This is a genomic window from Bacillus sp. LL01 (genome assembly GCF_001037965.1).
The window spans coordinates 480,134-506,736 of record NZ_LFEL01000002.1 but is presented as its reverse complement, the minus strand read 5'-3'; the positions used below and the strand labels follow the sequence as shown (position 1 = coordinate 506,736).

At 43.7% G+C, this 26,603-nt stretch carries 26 protein-coding genes; 18 read left to right on the top strand and 8 right to left on the bottom strand.

Going from position 1 to position 26,603, the window contains the following annotated elements; genetic code table 11:
• Positions 1 to 239: 239 nt before the first annotated feature.
• The 6 genes from AB685_RS08880 to AB685_RS08850 all read left to right on the top strand — a co-directional run bounded on the left by AB685_RS08880 (position 240) and on the right by AB685_RS08850 (position 5,847).
• Positions 240 to 1,094, top strand: coding sequence for a M23 family metallopeptidase (locus AB685_RS08880; RefSeq protein ID WP_047970222.1), 855 nt, complete (start codon positions 240 to 242; stop codon positions 1,092 to 1,094).
• 540 nt (positions 1,095 to 1,634) lie between these two features.
• Positions 1,635 to 2,228 carry a transposase gene (locus tag AB685_RS30245; RefSeq protein WP_082153566.1) on the top strand — a complete coding sequence of 198 codons (594 nt, stop codon included), beginning with the start codon at positions 1,635 to 1,637 and terminating at the stop codon, positions 2,226 to 2,228.
• A 60-nt stretch (positions 2,229 to 2,288) separates the two neighbouring features.
• Positions 2,289 to 3,905, top strand: a complete 1,617-nt coding sequence (locus AB685_RS08865) for a gamma-glutamyltransferase family protein (RefSeq protein ID WP_047970219.1) — start codon at positions 2,289 to 2,291, stop codon at positions 3,903 to 3,905.
• A 105-nt stretch (positions 3,906 to 4,010) separates the two neighbouring features.
• Positions 4,011 to 4,574, top strand: a complete 564-nt coding sequence (locus tag AB685_RS08860) for a chromate transporter (protein ID WP_047970218.1) — start codon at positions 4,011 to 4,013, stop codon at positions 4,572 to 4,574.
• On the top strand, positions 4,571 to 5,098 hold the full coding sequence (locus AB685_RS08855) for a chromate transporter (RefSeq protein WP_047970217.1): 528 nt from the start codon (positions 4,571 to 4,573) through the stop codon (positions 5,096 to 5,098). Before AB685_RS08860 ends, AB685_RS08855 begins: the two co-directional genes overlap by 4 nt.
• 95 nt (positions 5,099 to 5,193) lie before the next feature.
• Complete coding sequence (locus AB685_RS08850; RefSeq protein ID WP_047970216.1) at positions 5,194 to 5,847, top strand: pyroglutamyl-peptidase I; 654 nt, start codon at positions 5,194 to 5,196, stop codon at positions 5,845 to 5,847.
• 123 nt (positions 5,848 to 5,970) lie between these two features.
• On the opposite strand, the gene AB685_RS08845 is transcribed toward AB685_RS08850, so the two are convergent.
• The 3 genes from AB685_RS08845 to AB685_RS08835 are packed head-to-tail and all read right to left on the bottom strand — an operon-like array spanning position 5,971 to position 8,657.
• Entirely contained in the window at positions 5,971 to 6,579 is a 609-nt protein-coding gene (locus AB685_RS08845) for an ATP-binding cassette domain-containing protein (RefSeq protein ID WP_047970215.1), read from the bottom strand.
• Positions 6,580 to 7,419: a hypothetical protein gene (locus tag AB685_RS08840; RefSeq protein WP_047970214.1), complete on the bottom strand. Its 840-nt coding sequence runs from the start codon at positions 7,417 to 7,419 to the stop codon at positions 6,580 to 6,582. It lies immediately after the preceding gene.
• Positions 7,389 to 8,657 carry a hypothetical protein gene (locus AB685_RS08835; protein ID WP_198530478.1) on the bottom strand — a complete coding sequence of 423 codons (1,269 nt, stop codon included), beginning with the start codon at positions 8,655 to 8,657 and terminating at the stop codon, positions 7,389 to 7,391. Before AB685_RS08835 ends, AB685_RS08840 begins: the two co-directional genes overlap by 31 nt.
• 107 nt (positions 8,658 to 8,764) lie before the next feature.
• Between AB685_RS08835 and AB685_RS08830 the strand changes: the two genes are divergently transcribed.
• Entirely contained in the window at positions 8,765 to 9,259 is a 495-nt protein-coding gene (locus tag AB685_RS08830; RefSeq protein WP_047970212.1) for a hypothetical protein, read from the top strand.
• Between the two features lie 184 nt (positions 9,260 to 9,443).
• On the opposite strand, the gene AB685_RS08825 is transcribed toward AB685_RS08830, so the two are convergent.
• Positions 9,444 to 12,050: a calcium-translocating P-type ATPase, PMCA-type gene (locus tag AB685_RS08825; RefSeq protein WP_047970211.1), complete on the bottom strand. Its 2,607-nt coding sequence runs from the start codon at positions 12,048 to 12,050 to the stop codon at positions 9,444 to 9,446.
• A 695-nt stretch (positions 12,051 to 12,745) separates the two neighbouring features.
• Here AB685_RS08825 and AB685_RS08815 point away from each other — a divergent pair.
• The 4 genes from AB685_RS08815 to AB685_RS08800 all read left to right on the top strand — a co-directional run bounded on the left by AB685_RS08815 (position 12,746) and on the right by AB685_RS08800 (position 17,558).
• The gene (locus AB685_RS08815; RefSeq protein ID WP_047970209.1) at positions 12,746 to 13,048 is read left to right on the top strand and encodes a sodium/substrate symporter small subunit; all 303 of its coding nucleotides are present in this window, start codon (positions 12,746 to 12,748) and stop codon (positions 13,046 to 13,048) included.
• A 104-nt stretch (positions 13,049 to 13,152) separates the two neighbouring features.
• A complete protein-coding gene (locus tag AB685_RS08810) occupies positions 13,153 to 14,805 on the top strand; it encodes a sodium:solute symporter family protein (RefSeq protein ID WP_047970208.1) in 1,653 nt (550 codons plus the stop codon).
• Positions 14,806 to 14,874: 69 nt separating this feature from the next.
• The gene (locus AB685_RS08805; RefSeq protein WP_047970207.1) at positions 14,875 to 16,854 is read left to right on the top strand and encodes a DUF294 nucleotidyltransferase-like domain-containing protein; all 1,980 of its coding nucleotides are present in this window, start codon (positions 14,875 to 14,877) and stop codon (positions 16,852 to 16,854) included.
• A gap of 59 nt (positions 16,855 to 16,913) precedes the next feature.
• Entirely contained in the window at positions 16,914 to 17,558 is a 645-nt protein-coding gene (locus AB685_RS08800; protein ID WP_047970206.1) for a 3'-5' exonuclease, read from the top strand.
• 76 nt (positions 17,559 to 17,634) lie between these two features.
• On the opposite strand, the gene AB685_RS08795 is transcribed toward AB685_RS08800, so the two are convergent.
• Both AB685_RS08795 and AB685_RS08790 read right to left on the bottom strand, forming a co-directional pair.
• Positions 17,635 to 18,189, bottom strand: coding sequence for a DUF4411 family protein (locus AB685_RS08795; RefSeq protein ID WP_241773264.1), 555 nt, complete (start codon positions 18,187 to 18,189; stop codon positions 17,635 to 17,637).
• A 71-nt stretch (positions 18,190 to 18,260) separates the two neighbouring features.
• Positions 18,261 to 18,719, bottom strand: a complete 459-nt coding sequence (locus AB685_RS08790) for a helix-turn-helix domain-containing protein (RefSeq protein ID WP_128755826.1) — start codon at positions 18,717 to 18,719, stop codon at positions 18,261 to 18,263.
• A 274-nt stretch (positions 18,720 to 18,993) separates the two neighbouring features.
• On the opposite strand from AB685_RS08790, the gene AB685_RS08785 reads away from it, so the two are divergent.
• The 3 genes from AB685_RS08785 to AB685_RS08775 all read left to right on the top strand — a co-directional run bounded on the left by AB685_RS08785 (position 18,994) and on the right by AB685_RS08775 (position 21,232).
• Positions 18,994 to 20,103, top strand: coding sequence for an acyltransferase (locus AB685_RS08785; RefSeq protein ID WP_047970204.1), 1,110 nt, complete (start codon positions 18,994 to 18,996; stop codon positions 20,101 to 20,103).
• A 291-nt stretch (positions 20,104 to 20,394) separates the two neighbouring features.
• Positions 20,395 to 21,012, top strand: a complete 618-nt coding sequence (locus AB685_RS29705; RefSeq protein WP_053073766.1) for a hypothetical protein — start codon at positions 20,395 to 20,397, stop codon at positions 21,010 to 21,012.
• Positions 21,013 to 21,043: 31 nt separating this feature from the next.
• Positions 21,044 to 21,232: a hypothetical protein gene (locus AB685_RS08775; RefSeq protein WP_047970203.1), complete on the top strand. Its 189-nt coding sequence runs from the start codon at positions 21,044 to 21,046 to the stop codon at positions 21,230 to 21,232.
• Positions 21,233 to 21,329: 97 nt separating this feature from the next.
• On the opposite strand, the gene AB685_RS08770 is transcribed toward AB685_RS08775, so the two are convergent.
• Positions 21,330 to 21,662 carry a BsuPI-related putative proteinase inhibitor gene (locus AB685_RS08770; RefSeq protein WP_198530477.1) on the bottom strand — a complete coding sequence of 111 codons (333 nt, stop codon included), beginning with the start codon at positions 21,660 to 21,662 and terminating at the stop codon, positions 21,330 to 21,332.
• A gap of 417 nt (positions 21,663 to 22,079) precedes the next feature.
• Between AB685_RS08770 and AB685_RS31250 the strand changes: the two genes are divergently transcribed.
• Complete coding sequence (locus AB685_RS31250; protein WP_198530476.1) at positions 22,080 to 22,229, top strand: hypothetical protein; 150 nt, start codon at positions 22,080 to 22,082, stop codon at positions 22,227 to 22,229.
• 181 nt (positions 22,230 to 22,410) lie between these two features.
• Here AB685_RS31250 and AB685_RS08765 read toward each other — a convergent pair whose 3' ends face one another.
• Positions 22,411 to 23,268, bottom strand: a complete 858-nt coding sequence (locus tag AB685_RS08765) for a DUF4309 domain-containing protein (RefSeq protein ID WP_128755825.1) — start codon at positions 23,266 to 23,268, stop codon at positions 22,411 to 22,413.
• 374 nt (positions 23,269 to 23,642) lie between these two features.
• Between AB685_RS08765 and spoIIID the strand changes: the two genes are divergently transcribed.
• The 3 genes from spoIIID to AB685_RS08745 all read left to right on the top strand — a co-directional run bounded on the left by spoIIID (position 23,643) and on the right by AB685_RS08745 (position 26,597).
• Positions 23,643 to 23,906, top strand: coding sequence for a sporulation transcriptional regulator SpoIIID (gene spoIIID, locus AB685_RS08760; protein WP_010200304.1), 264 nt, complete (start codon positions 23,643 to 23,645; stop codon positions 23,904 to 23,906).
• A 295-nt stretch (positions 23,907 to 24,201) separates the two neighbouring features.
• Positions 24,202 to 25,203 (top strand): rod shape-determining protein, encoded by a 1,002-nt coding sequence (locus AB685_RS08755; protein WP_047970200.1) that lies wholly within the window; start codon positions 24,202 to 24,204, stop codon positions 25,201 to 25,203.
• Positions 25,204 to 25,775: 572 nt separating this feature from the next.
• On the top strand, positions 25,776 to 26,597 hold the full coding sequence (locus AB685_RS08745; protein ID WP_047970198.1) for a flagellar hook-basal body protein: 822 nt from the start codon (positions 25,776 to 25,778) through the stop codon (positions 26,595 to 26,597).
• Positions 26,598 to 26,603 lie beyond the last annotated feature (6 nt).

The window sequence follows — 26,603 nt, the reverse complement described above, 5'->3', positions numbered from 1 at the left end:
AGAGAAAAAAACCTTTTGGGGGTCAGACCCCCAAAGGATTTTCTTCTTTCATGTCGAATATAGGTTCACCCGTCAGACCCCGGCTCCTGCCGGGGTCTGACCCCTTTCCAAAACTTTTTTCAAAGCCCATGCATAAAACACGCCTCAGTGAAGGAAAATAAGCATTTCAAAAAAATTTTCAGCACGGATGTATATTATTCTGTGAATCTGTTCAGAATGATTGCTGAGGTGATGATACAATGAGAGAGGAAGAAAAGAAACGGACTTCTCAAAATTCAAATTGGCAACGCTTAATGAAAAAGCGTTGGGTGTTCCCAGCAATCTATCTTGGGTGCGCAGCAATCATTTTGACAGCGGTTTTAATGTTCCAAGCAGGTAGTGAAACAGATGTTAATCCAGGGAATAATACTGAAGGGCAAGGACCTTCTACTTCTTACGGCGATCAAGATTCCGTGGAAGTTAACAGCCCGGTAGAAAACTTTGTAATGCCGGTAACAGATGTGAACTCATCTGTCATCCAAAAACCTTTCTGGGATGAAAATGGATCCAAGGAAGAGCAAGAGGCTGCTTTCGTTGAGTATAATGGAAGATACCAACCAAACACAGGTATCGATATCGCAATGAGGGACGGCGAAACATTCGAAGTAGTAGCATCCTTAAGTGGAACAGTAACGCATGTTGAAAATGACCCATTACTAGGAAATGTCGTAGAAATCGAGCATTTTGACGGTGTGAAAACAATCTACCAATCACTGACTGACGTACAAGTTAAAGTCAACGATTTCGTAGAACAAGGCGAAACAATCGCAAAAGCGGGTACAAACCAATTGAACAAAGACGCAGTACATGTTCATTTCGAAATCCGCAAGGACAATGTAGCAGTGAATCCAATTAGCTTTTTTAACAAACCGGTAACTTCCCTACTAGAGGAAGAAGGACAAGCTTCTGAAGAAGGAAGCGAGCCAGCTGGTGAAGGACAAGAACAAGAAGAAGCTCCAGCAGAAGGCGAAGACAAGCCTGAAGACGGAGAAGACAAAGACGGCGACGAAGGATCCTCTGACGAAGAAGAGAACTCCGTTAGCTATCTAACATAATATTAAGTCTTGTTGATAAAATAAAATGCTAGAACGATAAACTCTATTGACCCAAAGAGCAGCTTACAAACGGGGAAAACAAATCCCGGAAAGCTGCTCTTTTTCTTTGCATTTTTTGTGCTTCTAACCCCTCCAACCAGGAATAAAACCAAGCTTAACCGGGTATAATAACACTACCGATACACAAAACAACACAACGCGCAAAAAAACGAGAATGTCTCAACCGCCAAACGCAGGTACCGTTTGGCGGTATTTTTATGTCTTTTAAAAAAACTTTTTTTAAAAAGGGGTCAGACCCCAGCAAAAAAACTTTTTTTAAAAAGGGGTCAGACCCCAGCAGGAATTTCCCCCTCCATCTCGAATACAACCAAAGTAAGGATCTGTGTCGGAATTTGGCGGACGAAAAGGGGTCTGACCCTCAAAGGATTTTCACCCTCACCGTCGAACCACCTCACCCCTCAGCACTACACATCCCACCACCAAACCTCCCACACACAACCAAAATCCAAAATCCCACCCCCGAAAGGAGCACCACCCGCCATGCCACGAAACCCAAGAATCTGGTTCCCCGGAGCCAAGTATCACATCACAACAAGAGGAAACCGCCGCATCATCTTCTTCGAGCCAAAGGACTACCAAACCTATAAGCGCATTCTCCTCGAAATCAAATACAAATACCCATTCAAACTGCACGCTTACTGCCTCATGACCAATCACACCCACCTGCTCATCGAAACCGAAACCACCCACATCAGCCTTATCATGCAAAAGATCAACACTAAATACGCCCAGTATATCAACAGCAAATACCGCCTTACCGGTCACCTCCTAGAAGGAAGGTTCAAATCAAGCCTCATCCACGACATCGACTACCAGATTGACGTTAGCAAATACATCCACCTAAACCCCGTCGCCGCCCAAATGGTTCACAACCCCGAAGACTACCCATTCAGCAGCTATAAGCATTACCTCTACAACAACAAACACGACCCACTCGTCACCACAACCGACATCCTGAAATACTTTTCCACCACACACCACCAAGATTCCTACCCACACTACGTCAACACCCCAAACACCAGAATCCATTTCACCCCCAACAACAAAGCCAAATTTCTTATTTTGAAAAAATAAAGAATATTAAGTATAATAGAGATTAATTCGCATAACGAAATAATAGGGGGAACAACAAAAATGACACTCAATCTAGACTATCTCAACAATCCATATCCATCCCAGCGCAACACCGTCTTCGCCAAAAACGGAATGGTTGCCACATCCCAGCCGCTTGCCGCACAAGCCGGCCTCGACATCATGAAAAAAGGAGGCAACGCCATTGATGCTGCCATCGCTACCGCAGCCTGCCTGACTGTCGTGGAACCAACCTCAAACGGAATCGGCGGCGACGCATTCGCACTCGTCTGGACCAAAGGGGAGCTTCACGGCCTAAACGCAAGCGGCCCAGCACCACAATCCATCTCCCTCGACGCGGTAAAAGAAAGAGGCCACGACACGATGCCCAAAATGGGTCTCATTCCAGTAACCGTCCCTGGCGCACCATCTGCATGGGCAGAGCTTTCCAAAAAATTCGGCAAACTGCCACTCTCTGAAGTCCTGCAGCCTGCCATCGACTACGCGCAAAACGGCTACCCAGTCTCGCCAACACTCGGCAAGTACTGGAAGGGCGCCTACAACGCTTATAAAAAATTTTGCACGACTGAAGAGTTCACCCACTGGTTCGAAACCTTCGCACCAGACGGACGTGCACCAGAGATCGGCGAAACCTGGTCCTCCAAAGGTCACGCTGACACTCTGAGACAGATCGGCGAAACAAACGGAGAAGCCTTCTACCGTGGAGAAATTGCCCACAAAATTGCCGACTTCTCCAAACAGCACAACGGCTTCCTTACATACGAAGACTTGGCAGCATACCAACCGGAATGGGTGCAACCGATCAAGGTCAACTACCGAGGCTACGACGTCTGGGAGATCCCGCCAAACGGTCAGGGAATCGTCGCACTTATGGCACTCAACATGCTGAAGGAGGACACCTTCAACGAACGCGACAGTCTCGAAACCTATCATAAACAGATTGAAGCCATGAAGCTGGCGTTCATCGACGCAAAAAAATACGTATCAGATTCAACCACCATGACCCATACGGCAGAAGAATTGCTCTCTAATTCCTTTGCAAAAGAAAGAAGAGATCTCATCACCGACACGGCACTCACACCTGAGCCGGGAACTCCGCCAAAAGGGGGAACCGTCTATTTGGCCACTGCCGATGGGGAAGGGAATATGGTATCCTTTATCCAGAGCAACTACATGGGCTTCGGATCCGGCGTTGTCGTACCAGGAACAGGAATCGGCTTGCAAAACAGGGGCCATGATTTCTCGCTCGATCCTGAACACGAAAACGCTCTGGCACCAGGGAAGAAGACATTCCACACCATCATCCCTGGCTTCCTGACAAAAGACAACGAAGCAGTCGGGCCGTTCGGCGTCATGGGAGGCTACATGCAGCCACAAGGACACATGCAGGTCGTCATGAACACCGTCGACTTCCACCTTAACCCACAAGCTGCCCTAGACGCACCAAGATGGCAATGGATGGAGGACAAAACGGTTCACGTCGAGCACCACTTCCCGCAACACCTGGCCCAAGCCCTCCAACGCAAAGGCCACAACATCCAAATCAGCCTAGACGGAGGCAGCTTCGGCCGCGGCCAAATCATCTGGCGCGACCCAAAAACCGGCATCCTCTCAGGCGGCACCGAACCAAGAACCGACGGCTCCATCGCAGCCTACTAAAGGGGTAAAGAGGTAAAGGAGTAAAAGGGGTCTGACCCTCACTCTATTAAAGCATTAATCAACTAAAAAGGGTCTGACCCTCATCAAAGGAGGAAATCACACACCATGAAGCAATGGAACCTATTCATCGCATTCTTCCGTGTCGGGATGCTCGGCTACGGCGGAGGTCCGTCCAGCATCCCGCTTGTACATAAAGAGGTAGTGGGCAAGTACAAATGGCTATCAGACGACGATTTCTCGGACATTCTTGCACTCGCCAATACACTCCCTGGCCCGATCAACACCAAAATGGCCGGCTACATTGGCTACCGCGTCGGCGGCTACACAGGCATGATGAACGCAGTTATTGCCTGCACCATCCCGACCATCATACTCATGATCGTCCTGCTCACCACCCTCACAAGCTTCAAAGACCAAGCGTGGGTGCAAGGCATGACTAAGGCAGTTCTGCCCGTCGTAGGCGTCCTGCTCGCTGTCCTGACCTGGGACTTTCTATCAAAATCACAAAAAGGACTAGGCTGGACCGCGGCAATCCTGCTAATCCTAACAAGTTTCCTATTCATCGAGATTCTCGGAATCCATCCAGGAATCGTGATTGCCCTGCTACTCGCAGCGGCTGTCCTGAAAAAAGACAAACCAAAACCTGAAAAAGGAGGGACCCAAACATGATTTACTGGGAGATTTTCCTCGCCTTTTTCATACCGGGCATACTCGGGTACGGGGGAGGCCCCGCATCCATTCCGCTTGTAGAGAACGAAGTCGTCCACCGCTACGGCTGGCTGACCGTCTCCGAATTCAGTGAGGTCCTCGCCCTCGGAAACGCTTTGCCAGGACCGATTGCAACCAAAATGGCCGGCTACATCGGCTACGAGCAAGCAGGAATACTCGGAGCAGCCGTCGGCGTATTCGCCACCGTCGCACCATCACTTATCCTGATGATCGCGCTCATGAGCCTTCTATACAAATTCAAGGACTCACCAAAAGTAAAACGAATGTCCAACTACGTGCGGCCAACCATCGCACTCCTACTAGGAGTCATGGCCTACCGCTTCTTCGCCGAATCCTACGAAGCAAGCGGCACCATCCAAACAGTGTTTCTAATTATTGTAAGCTACCTTCTTCTTGAAAAATGGAAAGTGCACCCGGCATACGTAATTGTGGGAGCATTAGTTTACGGAGCAATATTACTTTGAATAAGCAGGGGGGACAGTTCACCTGCTTCCTTCGAACATCGAATGAGGCGCCAAAATCGTCCCTCCGCTTCCAAAATAAAAGGAGGTCTTCCATCATGACCAAAACCCTACTTTTAACTAGTTTTGAACCGTTTTTGAATTATAAAATCAATCCAACAGAGGAGATTGTCAGGGAGCTGGACCAACAGGTAATTGGTCGTTATAAGGTCGTGAGCCGAGTGCTGCCTGTTGATTTCACCGAATCGGAAAAGTTGTTATTGGAGTATATGGAGGAGCTACAACCAGATGCCTTGGTTTCCCTTGGGCTTGCTGCGGGTCGGGCGCACATAACACCGGAGCGAATTGCCATTAACTGTAAGGATGCTGGTGGTGCGCCTGATAATAATGGAGTCGTGCTTCAGGATGCACCAATCAACCCAGATGGCCCCGACGGCTACTTTTCCACTTTGCCGATCCGCTCGATGGTAAACCATTTAAACGAAAATAACTTTCCTGCAAAAGTATCCAATACAGCAGGGACCTACCTATGTAATAACGTCATGTATGCCGCCCTGCACAAGCTTGCGCATCAAAACGCGAATAGCGCGGCTAACCTTGCTGATAATGGCGAATCGAACTCAGCCCAAATCCCGGCAGGCTTCATCCACATTCCAGCCTCACACCAGCTTGCAACCCAGCTAAACAACACACCAAGCTGGTCCCAGGCTGACCTGACTGCTGCTATCAAACTGACCATTGAAACGATGTGAGTGCAAACATCAACTCTGCAATCAAAAACAAAGGGGAACTAAGTAAAATGTAAGTGATTTACTTTACCCCTTTGTATATGGAGGAAGAGAAGGATGCTAGAGAAAACCCAAATAGAAATTTTTTTATAATTCAATGATATTCTCCCCCAATTTCTTTAGCGCTTCATCATGTGTGACCATAATGACCGTTTTTCCTGATTGGTGTAGTTCTTTGATATGTTCCATGACCATTCCGGCGTTGTGGCTGTCAAGGCTGCCGGTTGGTTCGTCGGCTAGAATGATTGTGCATTTTTTCATAAATAGGCGGGCAATGGCCACTCGTTGTTGCTCCCCGCCGGACAAGGTGAAAACCTTTCTTTTTTCATACCCACCTAAACCGACCTTCTTCAACACTTCGTCCACGATGACATCATTTCGATATTTTTCATCGATCATCAGGATATTTTCTTCCACCGTCTTATTGTCTACCAAGGCGAAATTCTGAAAAAGGAAGCCTATTTTTTCGCGATATAATTTTATAATATCCTTGTTATTAGATAGACTCAGGTCATCCACCATGATCCTGCCAGAGTCCCACTGCTCAATTCCGCCAATCATATTTAAGAGGGTCGTTTTTCCGCTTCCACTTTTCCCGCTAAAAACCACAAACTCCCCCTGCTTAATGGAACAACTGAATTCTTCAAAAAGAATTCGCTCCCCGAAATGCTTCGAAACCTTATCAATTTTTATCATCTAAATACCGCCTTTTAAGATACGTGGGATGCTAATACTTTCATATTTTCTAATAAACAAGGAAAGAATCACACTAGTATTGATGAACACCAAGTTGCTTGCAAAAAAAACATAGAATAAAGAAAAATTCTGGAACAGCCATTTACCTGCAATAGCAGTGGCTACACCGACAACAAAAGCACCAATCAATAATCGGAACAAGGCCTTATATCGTTTCATGAGTGTTTTTCCAAAGATTTTATCAACTGCAATTTCAACAGATCGTGAATCGAAATCCATCTTTAAAAAAGCAGTTAAAGAAATAGTAAATAATATCATAATCATGATACTCAAAATAATATTGATGATGAGAACCAAGACTTTTTCCGCCTTTTTCTTCGAATACAAATCTTGAATATTATTTTGATAATAAACTTCATTTTCATAACCTATTGCGTTGATGAAGCTGTGAAAATCATTATTCTTATCAAATTTCACTAGTGAGTTAAAAACAAACCCACTTAATCTTTCATCCGGCAAAACACTATGGGTATCCACAAGGATAATCGGATTTTCTTTGTAATTATCAGCGAGGTTGTCGATGTTAATATCATGTACTAAAAATACATACGAATCAGCAATGGTGATGAACTCGAAGTTTCCCTCGTTCTTATTAAGAACAAAACTTATTTCATCCGTTTCCGTCCCATCATAGATCCCCAGTTGTTTTAACTCGTCCTCAGTATAGCGAGAAATAATATAATAAGTATCTGCCTTGAATTCCTCTGGTTCAAGCCCTAAATGTTTAACCTCAACTTTTGCATGTTTGTTTAAGTAAACAATAGGCTCATCCGTATCCACAATAGTGGACGAGATCCCACCATTATAAGAAAAATCGAAGGAAAGGTGCATGTTATATTTATCAATATTCTCATTATAAAACCTAACCGCATGGGCTTCATCGGTTTCCACGCATCGTGTATCGTCTTAAACGTGAACGATAAAATTAGAATGGAAGTGATGGATATAACCGATAACACAAGGAAAGCCAGCATCTTGTAACCAATTGTATAATAGCTCCGTACAAACGTCTTTTTTACATTTAAATTAAATAGAAGAAGAAAGAAGCTATTGGAGAATAGTAATAGCACGATCACTGCAACAATTGTTATGTAAGCGAATTTATAGGATTCTGTAATGAGCAAGGCAAGGAACAATCCGATAATCGCTGCGAAAATGATCGTAACAGTATTTGTGATAACCAATGGCTGTACGACATTCTTGATATTCGTACCATTTAAATATTTAAACAATGCTTCTTTTTTATAATTATTTACTTCAAAAAAGCTGTAAATTAATATAATAGAAAAAATAAAAATCCATGCTGCAGACAAGATGAATGGAGCATCATTTGCATAGTTATTGTCTTCGGGCTTACTCATCCCATATTTATCATTAGTTGCGGAGCGTAATTTCTCCACATTATCTTTTGTACCAAACACATAATAATTTTTTTCATTGATTTGGGTGATGTCTTGAAAAGGCTTGAAAAGAATCTCTCTTTCCCCGCTAATTAGCGAATGAAAGGAGGGGTTGTCCTGGTTAGACAAAATACGGTTCTTAAAAAATTCTTTGTCTTCATCTGATGAATAGATGGTATAGGTAGCCGAATTTTTGGAAGTGACATCAGATGTAACAACAAATATTTTCAGGTCAAACTCTTCACTATACCTTCCTAAGTCCTGAACATATTCTTGCTTTAACTCTCTGTCCTTAATATCCGTTTCATACCTAAAATCACTCTCAAACACTTTGCCATCCAAAAAATAAATATATGAGTCTCCAACAATCGTAAAAATAATGAAAAAAAGGAATGAAAAAAAAGCAAGCTTCTTCTTATTTATCATGACCACAGCTACTCCCAGAAAAATAAAAGATGAAATATTCTGACACAACACTAATTTTAATACACGCTCATTACTTTGTAAACTTATTCCAATAAGCAGGATGGGGTAAGGGGAAGACACCATCACTTCCATTCTGCTTGTCGAGAACGTAGTGGTCCACGGCTGTTGCCTGCTTCCCATATTCCAATTCAACGAAGTCCTAAGCAAACAACCATATTTTCCCCACAACTGTAATAAGACAAATCAACCCCGAAATATGGTAAGAGGTAGAACTCATCAAACAAGGAGGCAACACAACTGTGAAAAGACAACTTTGTCTGTTTACCCTTATATTTATCATGCTGCTGTCAGCCTGCTCAAACACCGATCCGGTGAAAGATGACCTCATAAACTATGTAAATACCGAACTGCCAAGCGTAGCCGACTTGGAATGGGAGGCGATCGACTCATACAGCAGTGTCTCGGGCCAAAACTATACAGACGACTGGACCATGCACGAAACCCTCGACACCATTACCTTACCTGCCTATGAAGAATTCATCACTAAACTCGAAAACATTCGCCCGAAATCAGAAGAAGTCAGAGAAATCCATGAAATTTACATCGAAGGCAGCAACGCCCAGCTTCAAGGCTTCAAAAAGATCCGCGTTGCCCTCGAACTCCAAGACCACGACAAAATATTCGAAGCAAACGAACACCTGGACCATGGCCGCGCCAAGCTTCGCGAATTCCAAACCAAACTAGAAGACCTCATGGAAGAGCACGGCGTAGAGTACGAAGACGAAACACTATAAAACCCGTTCGTTATTTTTATGAAACGGCATCCTTCATTAATCTAGAATTCATCTGCTCGCTCAAGAGCGCCGGTAACAACGACCCATACCACAACATCATAGCCAACACCAGTTCTGTGAAAAAAACACTAAAAAACCTGTATTCCTCTGGATAGTGGAATACAGGCCATTTCAGGTTCCTTTTTCAATCTTTCACAAGAATCAATTTATACAGTTGAATCAGTACCAACGGCATAAGTGCCAGAGCATAGACATAACCGAACTGGGCAGAAGTTAGTGTGGCAACTTCAAAAATCCCTTTTAAAGGATCAACCAGCAGAACAAGCTGCAGTAGCGCGATGCCTATGAGGACTGCCCCTATCAAGTAGAGGTTCGAAAACAATCCAACTTTGAATATCGACTGTCTGGAACGTGCGTTGAAGCCATGAAACAGTCGGGCAAGACATAGTGTGGAAAAAGCCATGGTACTGGCTGTCAGAGGGTCGTCCATAGTTAATCCGATATGAAACGCAATCAAGGTAGCTACGGCAATTAGGAATCCTTCACTAAGGAGCCGGGCTGCAAACACTTTATTGAGAAGCGGGGTTTCCACATCCCTCGGCTTTTCATCCATCACTTTTTTATTATGAGGCTCAAGTCCAATTGCAATCGCCGGCAGGCTATCTGTCAGCAGATTAATGAACAGCAGATGCACTGGCGCAAATGGAACAGGCAATCCGCCTATAGCAGCATAAAGAACAGATACAATTCCCGCGGTGTTACCGGCAAGCAGGAACCTGATGGAATTTTTGATGTTGGCATAGATGCTTCTTCCATTGGCAATCGCCTTAACGATGGTGGAAAAGTTGTCATCTGTCAAGACCATGGACGAGGCATCCTTGGCCACTTCCGTTCCTGTGATTCCCATGGCGATTCCAATGTTCGCCTGTTTCAATGCAGGACCATCGTTGACTCCGTCGCCGGTCATTGCAACGATATTCCCTTTGTCCTGCCAGGCTCGGACAATTCGTATTTTATGCTCTGGAGATACTCGTGCATAGACGGAAATGTCCTCCACCATGCTTTTTAACTCCTCGTCACTTATCTTTTCGAGCTCATATCCTTCAACTGCTCTATCGCCATCTCTGAAAATCCCGATTTCCTTTGCTATCGCAGAGGCGGTTATTTTATGGTCGCCTGTGATCATTACTGGTTTGATGCCTGCTGAAATGCATCGTTCGACCGCTTCCTTAGACTCCGCACGGGGTGGATCCATCATGGCAGTCAATCCGACAAATATTAAGTCATGTTCATCCTTTGACGAGATATTCTCATAATTCTCCACCTCTTTATAAGCAAAGGCAAGCACACGCAGTCCGCTTTCCGAAAAGGTATGATTCACTTCCTCGATTTTCTTCCTGTCCTCTTCTGAAAAATTGGTTATGCCATCTGAAGTTTCTATTTTCACTACCCTATCCATTAAAACATCAACGGCACCCTTAGTGATCAGTACCTGTTTGGAATCTAGGGTATGGACAGTACTCATCAGCTTTCTGTCAGAATCAAATGGGACTTCCTTCAGTCTAGGGTAGGATTTTCTTGTTTCCATTTCGTCCAATTCATAGATTTCTTCCCCATAATCAACCAAGGCAATCTCTGTAGGATCTCCAATCTCCTTATCCTTGGTGGTCTCTGCATCGTTACACAAAAGCTGCATAAGAAGGAAGTTTTTATGCAGTGTCTGGTCCAGTCTCAATTTGTCATGCTCATGGATTTCTGAATCCAGAAACACTTTCTGCACGGTCATTTTATTTTGTGTCAGGGTACCGGTCTTATCTGAACAAATGACAGAGATGCTTCCGAGACTTTCTACTGCGTGAAGTTTTCGAATAATGGCATTTTCCTTTGCCATCTTTTGTGTGCCAAACGCAAGCACGATTGTTACGATGGAACTTAATGCTTCCGGTATGGCCGCGACTGCCAGGGCAACGGCAAACATGAATGAGTCAATCAATGTCCGTCCCCGAATGATATCAATCGCAAAAATCAGAACAGCAATAATGATAATAGCAATGGCAAGCTTCTTTCCGAAATTATCAAGATTCATCTGAAGTGGCGTTTTCTTCTCTTTGGCACTTTCCATCAAGTTGGCGATTTTACCGATTTCCGTTTTCTGTCCGATTTCTGTTACCACAATTACAGCTCTTCCATATGTAACAAAGCTTCCGGAGAATACCATATTCGTCTTATCGCCAATGGAAACATCGTCCTCATTAATCGGATCAAGAGTTTTAAGTACACTGATGGATTCACCGGTCAAGGAGCTTTCATTTACCTGAAGGCTATGACTTTCGATAATTCTGCCATCCGCACTTATGTAATCCCCTGCATCCAGGTAGAGTATATCTCCAACCACAACTTCCTTGGATGGTATTTCAATCTTATTTCCATTTCTTAAAACTTTGGCAGTGGGCGAGGACAGGCTTTTCAGGCTCTTTAGCGATTGCTCCGCTTTTACATGCTGGACGGTTCCAAGAATGGCATTGATGATAACCACGACCACGATTACGATAGTGCTCTCGAATTTCCCTAAAAAGGCAGATAGTAAAGCTGCTACTATCAGAATAATGACAAGAAAATCCTTGAACTGTTCCATAAAGACCTGAAAGGTGCTTTTTCGCTGTTCTTCTCCAAGTTCATTAAATCCATACTGCTCCTGTCTTTTTTTTACTTCCGAATCAGAAAGGCCATCTTTTGTAACCTCAATAGTCTTCATCACTTCTTCAAAGGGTAACTTATAAAATTTATCCATATATAGCTCCTTTCTTTACATATTTATACTGTCTATACCCGAACTTTACCCACTACATACTATTCCTAAAAAAAATACTGTTATACACGTTTTTATAGGGACGGTTCTCATGCTTCCTTCGCACCCCGAAGGAAGCGCAAGAACCGTCCCCCTCCCAAACCTCATTTGTACTAATACACACAAAAAAACAACCCTCGAAAAATGTAGATTACCCTTCAGTAATTTATAGTTGACTTCAAACATCCCTTATACCATAATCTAATTATTAGAATTGTTATAAAATTCTGTTTTAATACAGAATACCCATCAAGACAAAAGGAGGATAGATTCGACAAGAAAATAAAAGCGCTTACAATCGAAAGAGGTGCACATTCAAAATGCTTCTATTCTGGGCTTTCCTAATCATCACTGTAACCTGCATCTTCCTAGCAATCAAAAAACAAAAACCAATCTTACTATCAGTCCCAATAGCAACCCTAATCACCTACGCCGTCGTGGAAATCGCCATAGTTCCGGCACCCTTCCTCGACACCGTCAAATTCATCTTCAGCCTAAAATAAAAAAGAAAAAGGAAAATAAAAAAATTTAAAAGAAAAGGGGTCAGACCCCGGCAGGAAAATCTACGCCAACGTCGAAACCCCAGGCACCGCAGAACCACCCCAAAAAAAACGACCAAATCAAGAGGAGGCTAACCCTTGAAAAAAATCGAAAAATCCGTTGCTGATGCCTATTTCCGCGAAAAGAACAAATTCATCCTAATCTACCTAGCAATCTGGCTTGGCGTATCATTCGGCATCGTCCTGTTCGCCGAATCCCTGCAATTCACCATATTCGGAGGCTTCCCATTCCACTACTACATGGGCGCACAAGGCTCCGTCATCACCTTCATCATCCTGTTGTTCGTCAACGCCAAAGTAAGCGACAAAATCGACGCAAAATACGGCATCGACGACAAAGCCAACGAGGTCCTTAGCGCAGGCAAAACACTCGACCACTAATCAGACAAACCACACACCAAGACTCTCACACACGTACACCTAAAATCCAAAACAATAAAACTACCAATCACAAAAACCAACAAAAACCAAAGGGGGCCCCACGATTGGATAACCAGTTTCTCGTCTCACTAACACTAATCCTAATCACATTCGGACTCTACATCGGAATCGCCATCTATAACAAAGCACGCCAAACCTCCGACTTCTACGTAGCAGGGCGCGGCGTACCACCAATTTTCAACGGAATGGCCATCGGAGCTGACTGGATGAGTGCAGCTTCATTCATCGGAATGGCCGGAACCATCATGCTTCTCGGCTACGACGGACTTGCATACATAATGGGTTGGACAGGCGGTTACCTGCTCCTGACCTTCCTCCTTGCACCACAACTAAGAAAATACGGCCGCTACACCGTACCAGAATTCATCGGCGACCGTTTCAACAGTCACACAGCCCGCGTCATCGCGGCCATCTGTACCATCATCATCAGTTTCACCTACTCCATTGGCCAGCTTTCCGGTTCAGGAGTGGTAATCGGCCGTCTACTTGAAGTGGACGCACGAATCGGAACCATGATCGGGGTCGTCTTGATCGCATTCTACGCCGCATTCGGTGGAATGAAAGGGATCACCTGGACACAGGTGGCACAGTACATCATCCTGATCATCGCCTACCTGATCCCAGTAATTTTCATGTCCCTGCAACTAACCAGCAACCCGTTACCATGGCTCTCCTACGGTCAAATTGTCCAAACAATGGGCGAACTCGACCGAGAACTCGGCGTGTCCGAATACTTTGCACCGTTCACCAACGGGACCAAATGGCAGTTCATGGCCCTCATGTTCACACTCATGGCCGGAACAGCAGGACTTCCGCACGTTATCGTCCGTTTCTACACCGTATCAACCATGAAAGCAGCTCGCTGGTCAGGCGCATGGGCCCTACTTTTCATCGGCCTACTCTACCTATCCGCACCGGCATACGCAGCATTCTCCCGTTTCATCCTGATGAGACGTGTAGCGGGACAACCTATCGACCAGCTCCCAGCATGGACGGAATCCTGGGTCAACACAGGCAAACTACAAGTCGCAGACACGAACGGTGACGGCATCCTCCAATGGAACGAGCTCATGATCGCCAATGATATCGTCGTAATGGCAACACCGGAAATCGCCAACCTAGGCGTATTCATCATCGGACTTGTAGCAGCAGGGGCAATGGCAGCAGCACTTTCCACAGCAGGTGGACTGATGATCGCCATCTCGTCCTCATTCGCACACGATATCTATTACCGTGTCCTAAGACCTGACGCAACCGATAAAAATCGTCTCATGGTCGGCCGAGTCACCATCGTGGCAGCAACAATCCTTGCGGGTCTTGTAGCACTTAACCCACCAGGGGCCATCACACAAATCGTCGCATGGGCCTTTGCGCTAGCATCCGGAACCTTCTTCCCATCGCTCCTCCTTGGAGTTTGGTGGAAACGTGCCAATGCACAAGGCGTCATCGCCGGAATGCTTGTAGGACTTGGCGTTACCCTATCCTACATCTTTGCGGCAAAATACGGCGGCTTCACCATCCTTGGTATCATCGACACAGGAGCCGGTGTCTTCGGGGCGGCGGCAGCCATGATTACCATCGTTGTCGTATCCTTAAGAACGAAAGCACCATCACAAAAAATCCAGGACGAAGTAGTCGACCTTCGCTACCCGGAACAAATGTCTTACAAAGACGGAGACGTCTGGATCGACAAATAAACCATAAAGCAGGGAGGAGCAGCGTAACACCACGTTGCTCCTCTTCCATGCAAAAAAGGAGGCACCAACATGAAGCATCTCCTAATCCAAAACCTAACCGAAAACCAAGCAACCAATCTACTCAGCCAATGCCAAACCTTCCATTACAACCAAGATGACATCATCCTCCAAGCCAACAAAAGTCGCGAAGGCGTCTTTCTCGTGCTCTCCGGCATGGCCGAAGTCTATATCCCATCCCAAACTCCATCCAATTCCAAAGGCGAAGTCCTCGAAATCATCAAACCAAACGAACTCATCGGCCTGTCCAACATCCATCACTTCCTCACCACTCCACTCCCACAAAACCAACACCAAGAAGCAAAAACACCACTCTACCCAGACCAACTTCATACCCATCACCCGCAGCACCACCAGACCCTACTACAAGTCCGCGCCATCGACGACACACAAGCGCTATACATTCCATACCATATCCTAAAAGAACGATGGTCCGAGCCTGCCCTACGCGACTACATTCTAGACCAGGTGAGCTCTCGCCTCCATGACGTCTACCACTCGCTCGCCGAACAGATCACCATGAGCAAATCTCTCGGCCAATCAACCGACCCGACCATTCTGCGAGTCCAAGACATCATGCAAGCAACACCAACCATCATCACAGGCAAAACAACCGACACTATCCAATCCGTCGCAGAAAAATTGTCCGAAAACAGCACCACGACTGCAGCCATCATTCTGGGCAACGAGAAAATCCAAGGCATCGTCACAATGCACGACTTCGTCAATCGCGTCATCACCAACGCCAAAAACACCCAAGACCAAATCCAAACCATCATGACACCAAACCCGACCACCATCCAAAGGACCGACTACTACTACGAAGCACTCACCACCATGCTTCTGGGCGGCTTCAAACACCTGCCAGTCACCAACGAAAATAACCAGCTTGCAGGCATCGTCACTCTGACCGATCTCCTGCAAGCCAAGCAACCGACAGGAATGCTCCAAAACAAGGAACAACTGAAAAACGCCACCAAAGAATCACTGCCAAAAATCAAACAACGACTATATGGAACACTCGACACTATGCTACAACAACAGGTCCCAATCCTGACCACACTCAAAGTCATGAACACCCTATACGACCAGCTCATCGAACGGGCAATCGAACTTTCCATAAAAGAAATGCCAACCGCACCACCGGCAAAATTCTGTTTCTACCTCATGGGAAGCGGCGCCAGAAAAGAACAGTTCCTCCTCACCGACCAGGACCACTTCCTTGTCTATGAGGACCTTCCAGACCTAGATCAGCAATCAACCGACACAACCCATATCGACCATATCGCCACCCGATACTTCGCAGATCTCACAGAAAAAATCGTCACCAACCTGGAACTCGCCGGCTATCAAAGATGCAAAGGGGACATGATGGCCTCCAACCCGAAATGGCGCGGCACCCTAGAACAATGGGAATCCCTCCTCAAGGAATGGACACTAAACGCAACCAACGATCGCCTGCTCCTAGCTCAGAACTTTTTCTCATATCGCCATATATACGGCGACGATACACTACACCAGCAATTCCAGCGAAAAATAACCAACTCACTAGACCGAGCTAAAATATTTCTATATCGCATATCCCAGCTCGAACGGGAAAACCCGATACCAACCTTAGAACAGCCAATCAGATCCATGTTCCGCCGTAACAAAAAGCAGATCGACCTAAAAAAAGAAGTGCTGTTCCCGTACCATCACAGCCTGCAAATACTCTCACTCATGCACGGCATCACTTATGGAACACCAATCGAAAAAATCGACCAGCTGTACGAAAAAAAGATCCTTTCAGAAAACTTCCAAAAGGATCTCAAAGCGTCCGTCGCCACCATACTCAATTATTACGTCAGAAACCGGCACCAGCAGCACCAAAACGGTGAAGAGCTCACATCAACCCTGAACCTGACAACCCTGACCACCCGTGAAAAAGAAGAACTCATGCTCAGCATCCGTCTCATCAAGGAGCTCCAAAGCCACATGCTTTCCTACTACTAAATAGGAGCTCCCAGCATCCGACAACCCATTCAAACTTCAAAGGAGGCGACATATAAAATATGTTCCCATTCGCAAAAAAACATTATTTCCCGAGCAATTTAGCAGAAAATATACCGCTTTCCACACCTGTCGACAAACTCGAATTCACTGTATTTGATACCGAAACGACCGGTTTTAACGTGTCAAAAGACGACCGACTCATAGAACTAGGAGCCATCAAAATAAAGAACCTCCAGGTTATCGAGGATACCGCCTACCAAACCTATATCAACCCAAATCGACAAATTCCTCGGGAAATTACCGAGCTTACCGGCATCACACAAGAACAAACAGAAGAAGCACCAACAGCCCTGATGGCAATCGAAGACCTAAGGGACCTCGCAGCCGGCAAGTCCGCCTGCTATGTCGGCCACTACGTAGCGTTCGATATGCTCGCCATCAACTCAGAACTAAAACGCCATAACCTGACCTGGAAATCACCCAAAGCCATCGACACTCTCAACCTAATTGGCTATATCGCCCCAAACTACGACATGCGTGATCTTGAAAAATACGCCAGGGACTTCGGCACAAGAATTTACCAACGTCATTCCGCAATCGGGGACGCACTTACCACTGCATACCTTTTCATAGAACTTCTCCAGCTATCCCAAGAGCGTAATTTGAAAACATGGGGGGACTTGCTTAATATCGGGATGAACTAAATTCGGGATGTAAGTATAAAAACAAAAGAAGAAAAATAAACGCCTAGCCCATTAAAAATGGTTACTCTAGGCAAGTCTAAGAATTATAATTATCAATTTTCTCTATCAAGCTATTAAAATAGTTAGTGAAAGTAGTATCTCGGTGTATTTTTGTGTGGAGTGTGGGAGGGATTTTCACAAAACGATGAGTAAGAATGTTATAAAGCTTGTCTTGATCTGGTGCTTCTAATAGAGGTAAAAGTATAAAATCTTTAATATTGCCGGTAACCATTATAAAGTCGTGTTGCCAACTTGTGCATAATATTCTTGCGTCAGGAATACTAGGATACTTTAACTTTTCTAACCCCGTGGCAACCATTAATTCTTCTCGAAATTCAGCAGTTACATATGCGGAGAATTCAATGATGAGCTCTTCAATTTCTGGTGTTGTAATATTATCAATAATTGTACTAAAACGGATAATATCTGCGATGTTTATCAGCTCTGGAGAATTCCTGAATTTAATAAAAGAGAAAGATTGATTAGTTAACTCTCTAATTACTTCGCGAGGAACAAAAACATTAGCAATTCCGTTTTCCACGTCGACTATAGTACTTCTCCAAAAACGCCGAGCAGGTTTAATGTTTTCCATTTTATTAATTCTATATCTAATTGAATTAGTGTCTACCATATACTGTTTAACGTCAATAATTCCCCCATATTTTATTGAATATCATCATCACCTACGATATCTAACATCTTCTGACTAAGCTTAAGCGAGTTGTCTTTAATTTTTGCGCGTTTTTGGATGAACTTATGCCAATTACTATGTTCCATGAACTGTTTGGAACTAATTAGCCATTTACCACTGTTTTTAAATCTTTGTGTAGATTGGAGTTTTCCTTCCGCACAATACCTACGAACCATTTGTTGAGAAACATCAAGTATTTCCGCGACTTCATGAACGGTTAGATGTTCAGGAATACTATACTGTTGCTGAAAAGATTTAAAGGTTTCATCCCTTTCATTTTGATTTAGCTCAAGGTAGATACGTGTTTTTTCTACCTCGGCAAGTTCAATTAGTTTGGAAAGCTGTTTAAAATACTTAGCTTTGTCACTAGCATTTATCGATGCCCCTAGTTCTGCAAGCTCTTTCTCTACCTCTTCTAGTAGTGCTGTCATATTATTCACCTCACTCTACCTCCATTATAAATTAAATATTCAAAAAATAAAAGTTTTAGCGAAACAAACGAAACTTTTTACAAGTATATACCCTGGAAAGAAAAAAGATACAATTGAATGAAAAATTTTAAATCATCGTACTAAGCTAACTATTAAATAACAATAAAAAGGTGAATAAATAACCTACTATCAATCCTCACAACATCGTGCTATAATGTTCTTAATAAAGAACAAGTGTACACACAACCTCAACTCAAAAGGAGCCACAAATTCCATGACAAAACCCAAAACCCAACAACTCCACCTAATCCAACTGCTGCGTGCAGTCGCCATCCTGTTCGTCATGCTCGGCCATCTCAACGGACTCCTCTATAAAAGATATGCCCAGGACTGGTTCGGGATGGGTGAGTGGGGGAGAACAGGCGGGGTGGACATGTTCTTTGTCATTAGTGGATTCATGATAGCTTATTTATACAAGCACAAAATAGGAGAGTCAGGACAAGCAGGAATCTTTCTTCAAAAACGCATCACAAGGATTATCCCGTATTATTGGCTTACAACTTTTGGCGTACTATCGATACTGCTCATCTTTCCATACTTCGGCGAACAATTCAGTCTGACATATGTTATTCAATCGATGTTCCTCTTATCAGATGATCCCATTCTGACAGTCGCATGGTCCCTGACACACATCTTTTTCTTCTATTTTATGTTCACCTTGCTATTGTTCAAACCAACTTTTGGCCGCCTCACAATCGCAGCCTACCTAACATGCATCGTCACGTTCTACTTCATCGACTTCTATCCGGAAAACATGCTGGCCGCTACACTGCTCAATGTCAGCAATCTGACCATTTGGCTCGGCGCTTTCGTGGCATTTGTCCTGACCACATCTCGTGTGAAAATCAACACCATCATTGGAGGAACACTGACAGCCATCGGAATCGCTGCATTCCTATTCATCTGGTCGAACAACACCTATCAATTTATCACTATAGAACAGGGAACCATCCGACCGCTCCTTTACGGAATCAGCTCCTGCTTCCTTGTGGCCGGATTAGCATCCATTGATCTCTACCAAAAAACTAAAATCAACAAACTACTCCACCACATCGGGAAAGCATCTTTCTCTATCTTCATGACTCATAGCTTGTTTCTCATGCTCTCTATTGTCATCTTTATTGAAAATCTAAAATTACAGCAGCTGCTCGGATGGGACATTACCATGCTGACCATCATCCTGTTGACCACCATTGGCGGACTGCTAGCCTATCAATTTGTAGAAAAACCATTGAACAAACGACTGAACACCTTACTAAACCGTAGAAAAACAAATCAATATCCACTACCGGCTAATAAGCTGCTCATAAAAGTGCGACGATAAAAGGACGGTCCAAAAGAACCGTCCCCACAACCAAATCACAACGACAATTTCTTCCCCTTCATAATCCTCCGCTATCCTTATCAACTCACCTTTTAAGACGAAACAGTTTTCAAACAACACTTAAAGAAAACAAAAAACGTCCTCACGACGGGTATCTTTCACCACTCCGTTCATTAGAAAGAAAACTGAATCGTAGGTCATTTTTTACAAGTGCTTAGGGCTCATGAAAATAAATTAATATAGTAATAGAATAACGAATGAAAATATTTACATAAAAGGGAGAAGATTTTGATGGTGAAAAGATTATTTGTAATGGCTTTAATAGTCACTCTGATGGTAAGTTCGATTCAGGGAGTGGCAAAAGCTGAAGAGTTAACAGCTAATCCTGAAACAGTCCAAGAAGGGACAGATCCTGACTTTGCATTGCTGGAAGAGGCATTGTTACTTGTGGAAAAAATACCTGAGGAATTATTAACTGAAGAAGCTACACTGGAAAGATTAGAATGGATGATCACAAATGCAGGGAATGTGGAATTAAAAGCTGCCCTTCAAAATGAATTGCAAAATATTGTAATGCCGGAACCGATGTTCAGGTCAGCTTCTGCTTGGGAGTGTGCAAAAGGCATTGGATATGCAATCGCACAAAACGCTGTTCCAATCACAAAGCTCCTTAAAGTCAAACAAGCAATAAAAGCCGCTGGCGGTGCGACTAAATTCGCAAATAAACTAGTAGAGAATTATGATAATTATAGAAGTATAAGAAAACCCGGGAGCAGAGTCTCCAAATATACAAAAACAGAGGCTATGAAATTAGCAATCAAGAAAACAGCTAACACCACTCCTGATGTTTTTGATGCCCTTTTTGCATTCTTAGGGGTAGATACGGTGAAGAAAAATTGCTTTGACTGATTATGATATGTAGATTGGACGGTGAACAATAATGCTTGCGAGTAAAAAAACCTATCAACTATTAATTGCGTTAGTTGGAATTCTTTTCTTTATCTACAATTTCACACTTAAAGCTAATGTAAGTTCGGATATTGATACATACATCATTTTCCCAGTTACATTAGTGTTGCTTGGATTCTTTGCATTTTTGTATGTGAAGGCTGATAAGGCGTCAAAATAATTCTAATTTAATATCATCCCTTAGAAAGCATGCGGAGTCTCTGGGTGCTTTCTTTTTTTCTCAATAAAAAACCCGTCCTCATGACGGGTTCGTACTATCACACATCAAACTCCAATCTATCCCTAACATCAGGCCAATCCGAATCAGCCAGCCACACGATCACTTTATGTCGCCCAGGCTGTAAATTCTTCAACGGAATATCAAAACTCAATTCCTGCCCGGCCGCCACCATGATCTCCTCATAAATCATCGTAAACATCTTTCCCTGTGAAAATTGCTCAATCCGCGCGCCATCCCTATACAAGATATAGTCATATCGCTGCCCGCTACGGAACGTAACCTTTTCACTTGAACCACCTGTGTTCTCTACGACAAAATGCAACATCACCGAATCTGGACCACTTTCCGAATACGTCAACTTCGCTTCCAAACCCATCCTTCAACACTCCATTCCAATCAAACTCTTTACTAAAGGCTGTTTTCGCATACTTTGTTGCTTTTTCTCATTTATAAACAAACCGTTATATTCCTTACTGTCGTGCTCTTTTCCTGACTATACAAAAAGAATTTCATGCTTTTTTAGAGTTTCTATGCTGTAAAAAGTCCAATTGCCGACTTTTTACTAGTGAGCAGCAATAATCTTTGAAAAAAGAGCTTTACTAAAATATTCGACAAAACCGGAGCTATACCTCTAATGATTTACTAAACGGAAAAAAGGGTATTAAATTCATAGCAGCGAATTTAATAATTAGGAAAAACGTAATATTAGATTTACCTTGCCTTTACAATCACTTGTTAGAATAAAGTTAAGTAAGAGAGAATCATTCATTCTTCACTGGGAGGTTTTATGATGATTTCGAACATAAAAAAAGAATGGCACAAGTTCTGGTACTTCAATTATAACTATCTGTTGGCAAGTGAAGAAAACGACCAACAATACAATAAATATTTATCCAAATCCAAATACCACGGTAGTAAACTAATGCAGCTCCTGTAGCTGCATTTTTTTTCCCTGCTAAAACCGTTCCGCAAGTACTTCATAATTCTCCGTTTAAGATCCCTCTGGATTAAAGAACGCACTAAGCTTAATAGAATGTTTTGCACTAGTCATCCTCCTCGCAGCCATTATAGAAAAATAAAAAATCCCCCATGCAAAATACATGGAGGATAACAGGAGATTACATCAATTTTAACTCCCTTAAGTGGAAGCGCAATAAGGTTTTTTCTCCTGGTAAAAATTCGAAATATAATTCGTACTCATCGTCAATAATATAGTAATAGATATATAATCCCTCTAGTTCGCTGAGCCCTTCTTGTTCCGGTTCACCAAATAGCTCTTTAATATCATCTGGTGTCAGCTTTTCAGGTCGAATGACAGTTAGTAATCCAACTGTCTTATCTCCCCCAGCTGTGCCATAGCCGGTATTGGAATAAATTCTGTAAAGAGCTTCATTTCGATTAATCTCTGCATCTGGTTCACCAAGCGCATGCATAATGGTCATTATCGATGTTCCTATGGCATAACCATCTGGAGTAAACCTACCTTCTTTTATGCTTTCTATAAAATGTTCATCTAGGACAAAGGTTTCCGGAGGGATAAATGAATGGTTAAAGTCGACCGTAAGCTCGGGATCGGCACAATTCTTAGACTCTTTCACTTGTATGCGTTCCACACCCATATGGAAAGTGAGCAAGCAACCATTAGCTTCTTTTTCGGAAATCGCGACTAATCCATCCTTCTGTGCGTATCCACTTATTCCCTTTATAGAGATTATAAGTTCTGAAGAAATTACAGACTTTGTAGGATTATTATTCGATACCTTTATATTAAAATAAAAGCCTTCATCTGTTTCATTAAATATAGATAAATTGCCAATAATAGATGAGTCGGCAGAAATAAACCAATCTCCTTGCCAATTTGCCGACTCAGGAACATCTTCCGCTGAAGTTGTTTCCTCTTCTTCTTCCATTACTTCTACTAATGCATCCTCAGCAGAAGTTGTTGTTTGAAAATCCGCTTCATTCTGACATCCCACAAGTAATGACAGTAAAAAGCATATAGATACAAATAATAACTTATTAATTGTAAGAACCCCCTAAATATTGGTTTTCGGACCAATTATAGCATTTAGAAAGTTAAAATGGGTCCATTTTTAAAAAAATCAAACAAAACCCTTGTCCCTCTTGACATTCTAGGCATAAACAACAACCCAAGCTAATAAACTGATACAAACCAAACATACAAAGAGAGTGTTTGAGGTGAGGGATCGTAGATTGTCTCGAAGAATAACAACAAACATCCTAATCGTTTTTATTATACAGCTGTAAACTTAGTGCACTTCGTTACATCGGAATAAGCGGATCTCATTTCACACTTCTCAACATCCACAATTTAGGGAGGGCGAGTGGTGTGCACGATTACATCAAAGAGAGAACTATCAAGATTGGAAAGTATATCGTGGAGACAAAGAAGACAGTTCGCGTGATAGCGAAAGAATTTGGCGTTTCCAAAAGTACTGTCCATAAGGACTTGACCGAAAGACTGCCGGAGATCAACCCAGACCTAGCCAATGAAGTCAAAACAATCCTTGATTACCATAAATCCATCAGGCATTTACGAGGCGGCGAAGCAACCAAGATGAAGTACAAGAAAGAAGAGGAAGCGGTAAAGTAAAAGAGATACCAGGGCAAAGCGCAACGCATCTTTGTTCTGGTATCTTTTATTGGTTGGAAAAAAGACCTTCGGTCAATAAAAACATTTAAGCGCCAAAGAAAAAGAAAGACCTTCCGGTTATTCGACAAAACCCTCAACAAATTGACATGAAACCACTGTTAAATATCACCTTTATTTAGTAAAATGTGATAGAATATACAATTAGGACTATAGATAGTGTTTAAAGGTAATTAATTGAATCTTTAAACATTCGGATAAAAGTCGCAAAGCATGATGCAAGGAGGAAAAAAGTAAGATGTTTGCAAGGGATATAGGAATTGATCTAGGTACAGCCAACGTGCTGATCCACGTAAAAGGCAAAGGCATCGTCTTGAACGAGCCATCCGTAGTAGCACTTGATACCAACACTGGAAAAGTTTTGGCGGTAGGAGAAGAGGCCCGCAAGATGGTGGGGCGGACTCCAGGAAACATTGTAGCGATGCGACCGCTAAAAGATGGAGTAATCGCAGATTTCGAAGTCACAGAAGCAATGCTGAAGCATTTCATAAAAAAATTGAACGTCAAAGGCTTCCTATCAAAGCCACGTATCCTCATCTGCTGCCCAACGAACATCACATCCGTTGAGCAAAAAGCGATCAGAGAAGCGGCCGAGAAAAGTGGAGGCAAGAAAATCTACCTTGAAGAAGAGCCGAAAGTGGCAGCAATCGGAGCCGGAATGGACATCTTCCAACCGAGCGGAAACATGGTTGTAGACATCGGTGGCGGAACGACGGACGTTGCCGTTCTCTCCATGGGCGACATCGTAACCGCATCTTCCATCAAAATGGCAGGCGACAAATTCGACGCCGAAATTCTTCAATACATCAAAAAGAAGTACAAGCTATTAATCGGGGAACGTACAGCCGAAAACATCAAGATTGAAATCGCGACCGTGTTCCCAGGCGGACGAAACGAATCTATCGACATCCGCGGACGTGACATGGTATCCGGTCTACCACAGACCATCACCGTAAAATCCGGTGAAATCGAAGAAGCGCTTCGTGAGTCTGTGCAAGTGATCGTCCAAGCGGCAAAAAGCGTCCTAGAACGCACACCGCCTGAACTATCAGCAGACATCATCGACCGCGGCGTCATCCTGACAGGCGGAGGAGCACTCCTGCACGGCATGGACCAACTCCTAGCAGAAGAACTCAAAGTCCCAGTCCTAGTAGCAGAACAACCAATGGACTGCGTAGCAATCGGCACTGGCATCATGCTCGACCACATCGACCGCCTACCAAGCAAAAACTTTGCCTAAATTAAAAAAACAAAAAACACATCTACAAAGGAGCACCCCACCGGTTGCTCCTTTTCTCTACCCCAAAACCCAAAATAAAGAGCAAAGGGGTCTGACCCCCAAAACAAACACCACCACGCACCTCAAAACTCCCTCGCGGGGGTCTGACCCCAAACCCCAAACTCACCCAAACCCACAAAAATCCCCATAAACCAAAAGCCTCAATAATCCCCTCCACCCACAAAAAGTTACAAAACCTCCACGAAGGGTATACACATAACACCAACACAAATTCGGAGGTGTCCCAACTTGATCCAAAACCTAATCATAAAGTGGCACACAATCAGAGCCAACTACCACGAGCTCATCATCGACGACTGTCTCGACGAAACCCTAAAACAATCCCTAACCCAAAAACTTAATTACCATAAACAACAACTCCAAAAACATTACCAAATAAGCGCCTAACAAGGCGCTTATTTGCATTCTCCCCAAACATTCACAAAATTACATATATCGACAATTCAAAATTTATACTATAATAGAAAATAGATAAATATGTACGTTACCAAAAACAAGAGGTGAACCAAATCATGTTACGTGGATTCCACACAGCAACAGCCGGAATGATCTCCCAGCAGCGCAGAATGGAAATGCTCTCAAACAACCTGTCCAACTCCAATACACCAGGCTACAAAGCGGATCAATCATCCCTAAGAGCCTTCCCTGAACTGCTTCTAAAAAAAATGGAGCAAGCAAATGTCCCAACAACCAAGCCACTCTCATTCACTCAGAACCAGACAATCGGACCATTACATACAGGTGTCTACATGCAGGAAACGGCACCAAAGCATACTCAAGGCGACATGCGCCCAACCGGAAACCAAACTGACCTTGCTATTCTCAACCAGACTCTCCCTGAAGGATCTTCCATCTTCTTCACGGTAGAAAACCAGGACGGCACCCTAAGATACACAAGAAACGGTAACTTCGCCATCGACCAACAAGGCTTCCTAACAACTAACAACGGCCTGTACGTACTTGACGAAAACAACACAAGAATTCAACTGCAAACCGACACTTTTGATCTACAACAGGATGGCACCATTCTAGAAAACGGCGTTATCAACAGTCGTATAGGTATCGCCCTTGCACCGAATGCCAATGATCTCACACGAGATAACAATGGTTTGTATCGGTTAGATAACGGTCAAGCCCTACCAAGCGCGCTAAATAATCCGGGTACAGTCTTCCAGGTTCTACAAGGCCACATAGAGCGCTCCAACGTTGATACCGCCCAAACGATGAGCGACATGACCGCAGCCTTCCGTGCTTTCGAAGCGAACCAGAAGGTCATCCAGGCATACGACTTGAGCATGCAAAAAGCTGCCAATGAGATCGGACGCATCAACTAACACATA

What these genes read in the sequence shown, in the direction of transcription:
- AB685_RS30245 (WP_082153566.1), top strand. Translation starts at nt 1,635, where the DNA reads ATGCCACGAAACCCAAGAATCTGGTTCCCCGGAGCCAAGTATCACATC.
- AB685_RS08805 (WP_047970207.1), top strand. Translation starts at nt 14,875, where the DNA reads ATGAAGCATCTCCTAATCCAAAACCTAACCGAAAACCAAGCAACCAAT.
- AB685_RS08795 (WP_241773264.1), bottom strand. Translation starts at nt 18,189, where the DNA reads ATGGAAAACATTAAACCTGCTCGGCGTTTTTGGAGAAGTACTATAGTC.
- AB685_RS08865 (WP_047970219.1), top strand. Translation starts at nt 2,289, where the DNA reads ATGACACTCAATCTAGACTATCTCAACAATCCATATCCATCCCAGCGC.
- AB685_RS08825 (WP_047970211.1), bottom strand. Translation starts at nt 12,050, where the DNA reads ATGGATAAATTTTATAAGTTACCCTTTGAAGAAGTGATGAAGACTATT.
- AB685_RS08755 (WP_047970200.1), top strand. Translation starts at nt 24,202, where the DNA reads ATGTTTGCAAGGGATATAGGAATTGATCTAGGTACAGCCAACGTGCTG.
- AB685_RS08775 (WP_047970203.1), top strand. Translation starts at nt 21,044, where the DNA reads ATGCTTGCGAGTAAAAAAACCTATCAACTATTAATTGCGTTAGTTGGA.
- AB685_RS08855 (WP_047970217.1), top strand. Translation starts at nt 4,571, where the DNA reads ATGATTTACTGGGAGATTTTCCTCGCCTTTTTCATACCGGGCATACTC.
- AB685_RS31250 (WP_198530476.1), top strand. Translation starts at nt 22,080, where the DNA reads ATGATGATTTCGAACATAAAAAAAGAATGGCACAAGTTCTGGTACTTC.
- AB685_RS29705 (WP_053073766.1), top strand. Translation starts at nt 20,395, where the DNA reads ATGGTGAAAAGATTATTTGTAATGGCTTTAATAGTCACTCTGATGGTA.
- AB685_RS08800 (WP_047970206.1), top strand. Translation starts at nt 16,914, where the DNA reads ATGTTCCCATTCGCAAAAAAACATTATTTCCCGAGCAATTTAGCAGAA.
- AB685_RS08745 (WP_047970198.1), top strand. Translation starts at nt 25,776, where the DNA reads ATGTTACGTGGATTCCACACAGCAACAGCCGGAATGATCTCCCAGCAG.
- AB685_RS08785 (WP_047970204.1), top strand. Translation starts at nt 18,994, where the DNA reads ATGACAAAACCCAAAACCCAACAACTCCACCTAATCCAACTGCTGCGT.
- AB685_RS08790 (WP_128755826.1), bottom strand. Translation starts at nt 18,719, where the DNA reads ATGACAGCACTACTAGAAGAGGTAGAGAAAGAGCTTGCAGAACTAGGG.
- AB685_RS08850 (WP_047970216.1), top strand. Translation starts at nt 5,194, where the DNA reads ATGACCAAAACCCTACTTTTAACTAGTTTTGAACCGTTTTTGAATTAT.
- AB685_RS08860 (WP_047970218.1), top strand. Translation starts at nt 4,011, where the DNA reads ATGAAGCAATGGAACCTATTCATCGCATTCTTCCGTGTCGGGATGCTC.
- AB685_RS08845 (WP_047970215.1), bottom strand. Translation starts at nt 6,579, where the DNA reads ATGATAAAAATTGATAAGGTTTCGAAGCATTTCGGGGAGCGAATTCTT.
- AB685_RS08880 (WP_047970222.1), top strand. Translation starts at nt 240, where the DNA reads ATGAGAGAGGAAGAAAAGAAACGGACTTCTCAAAATTCAAATTGGCAA.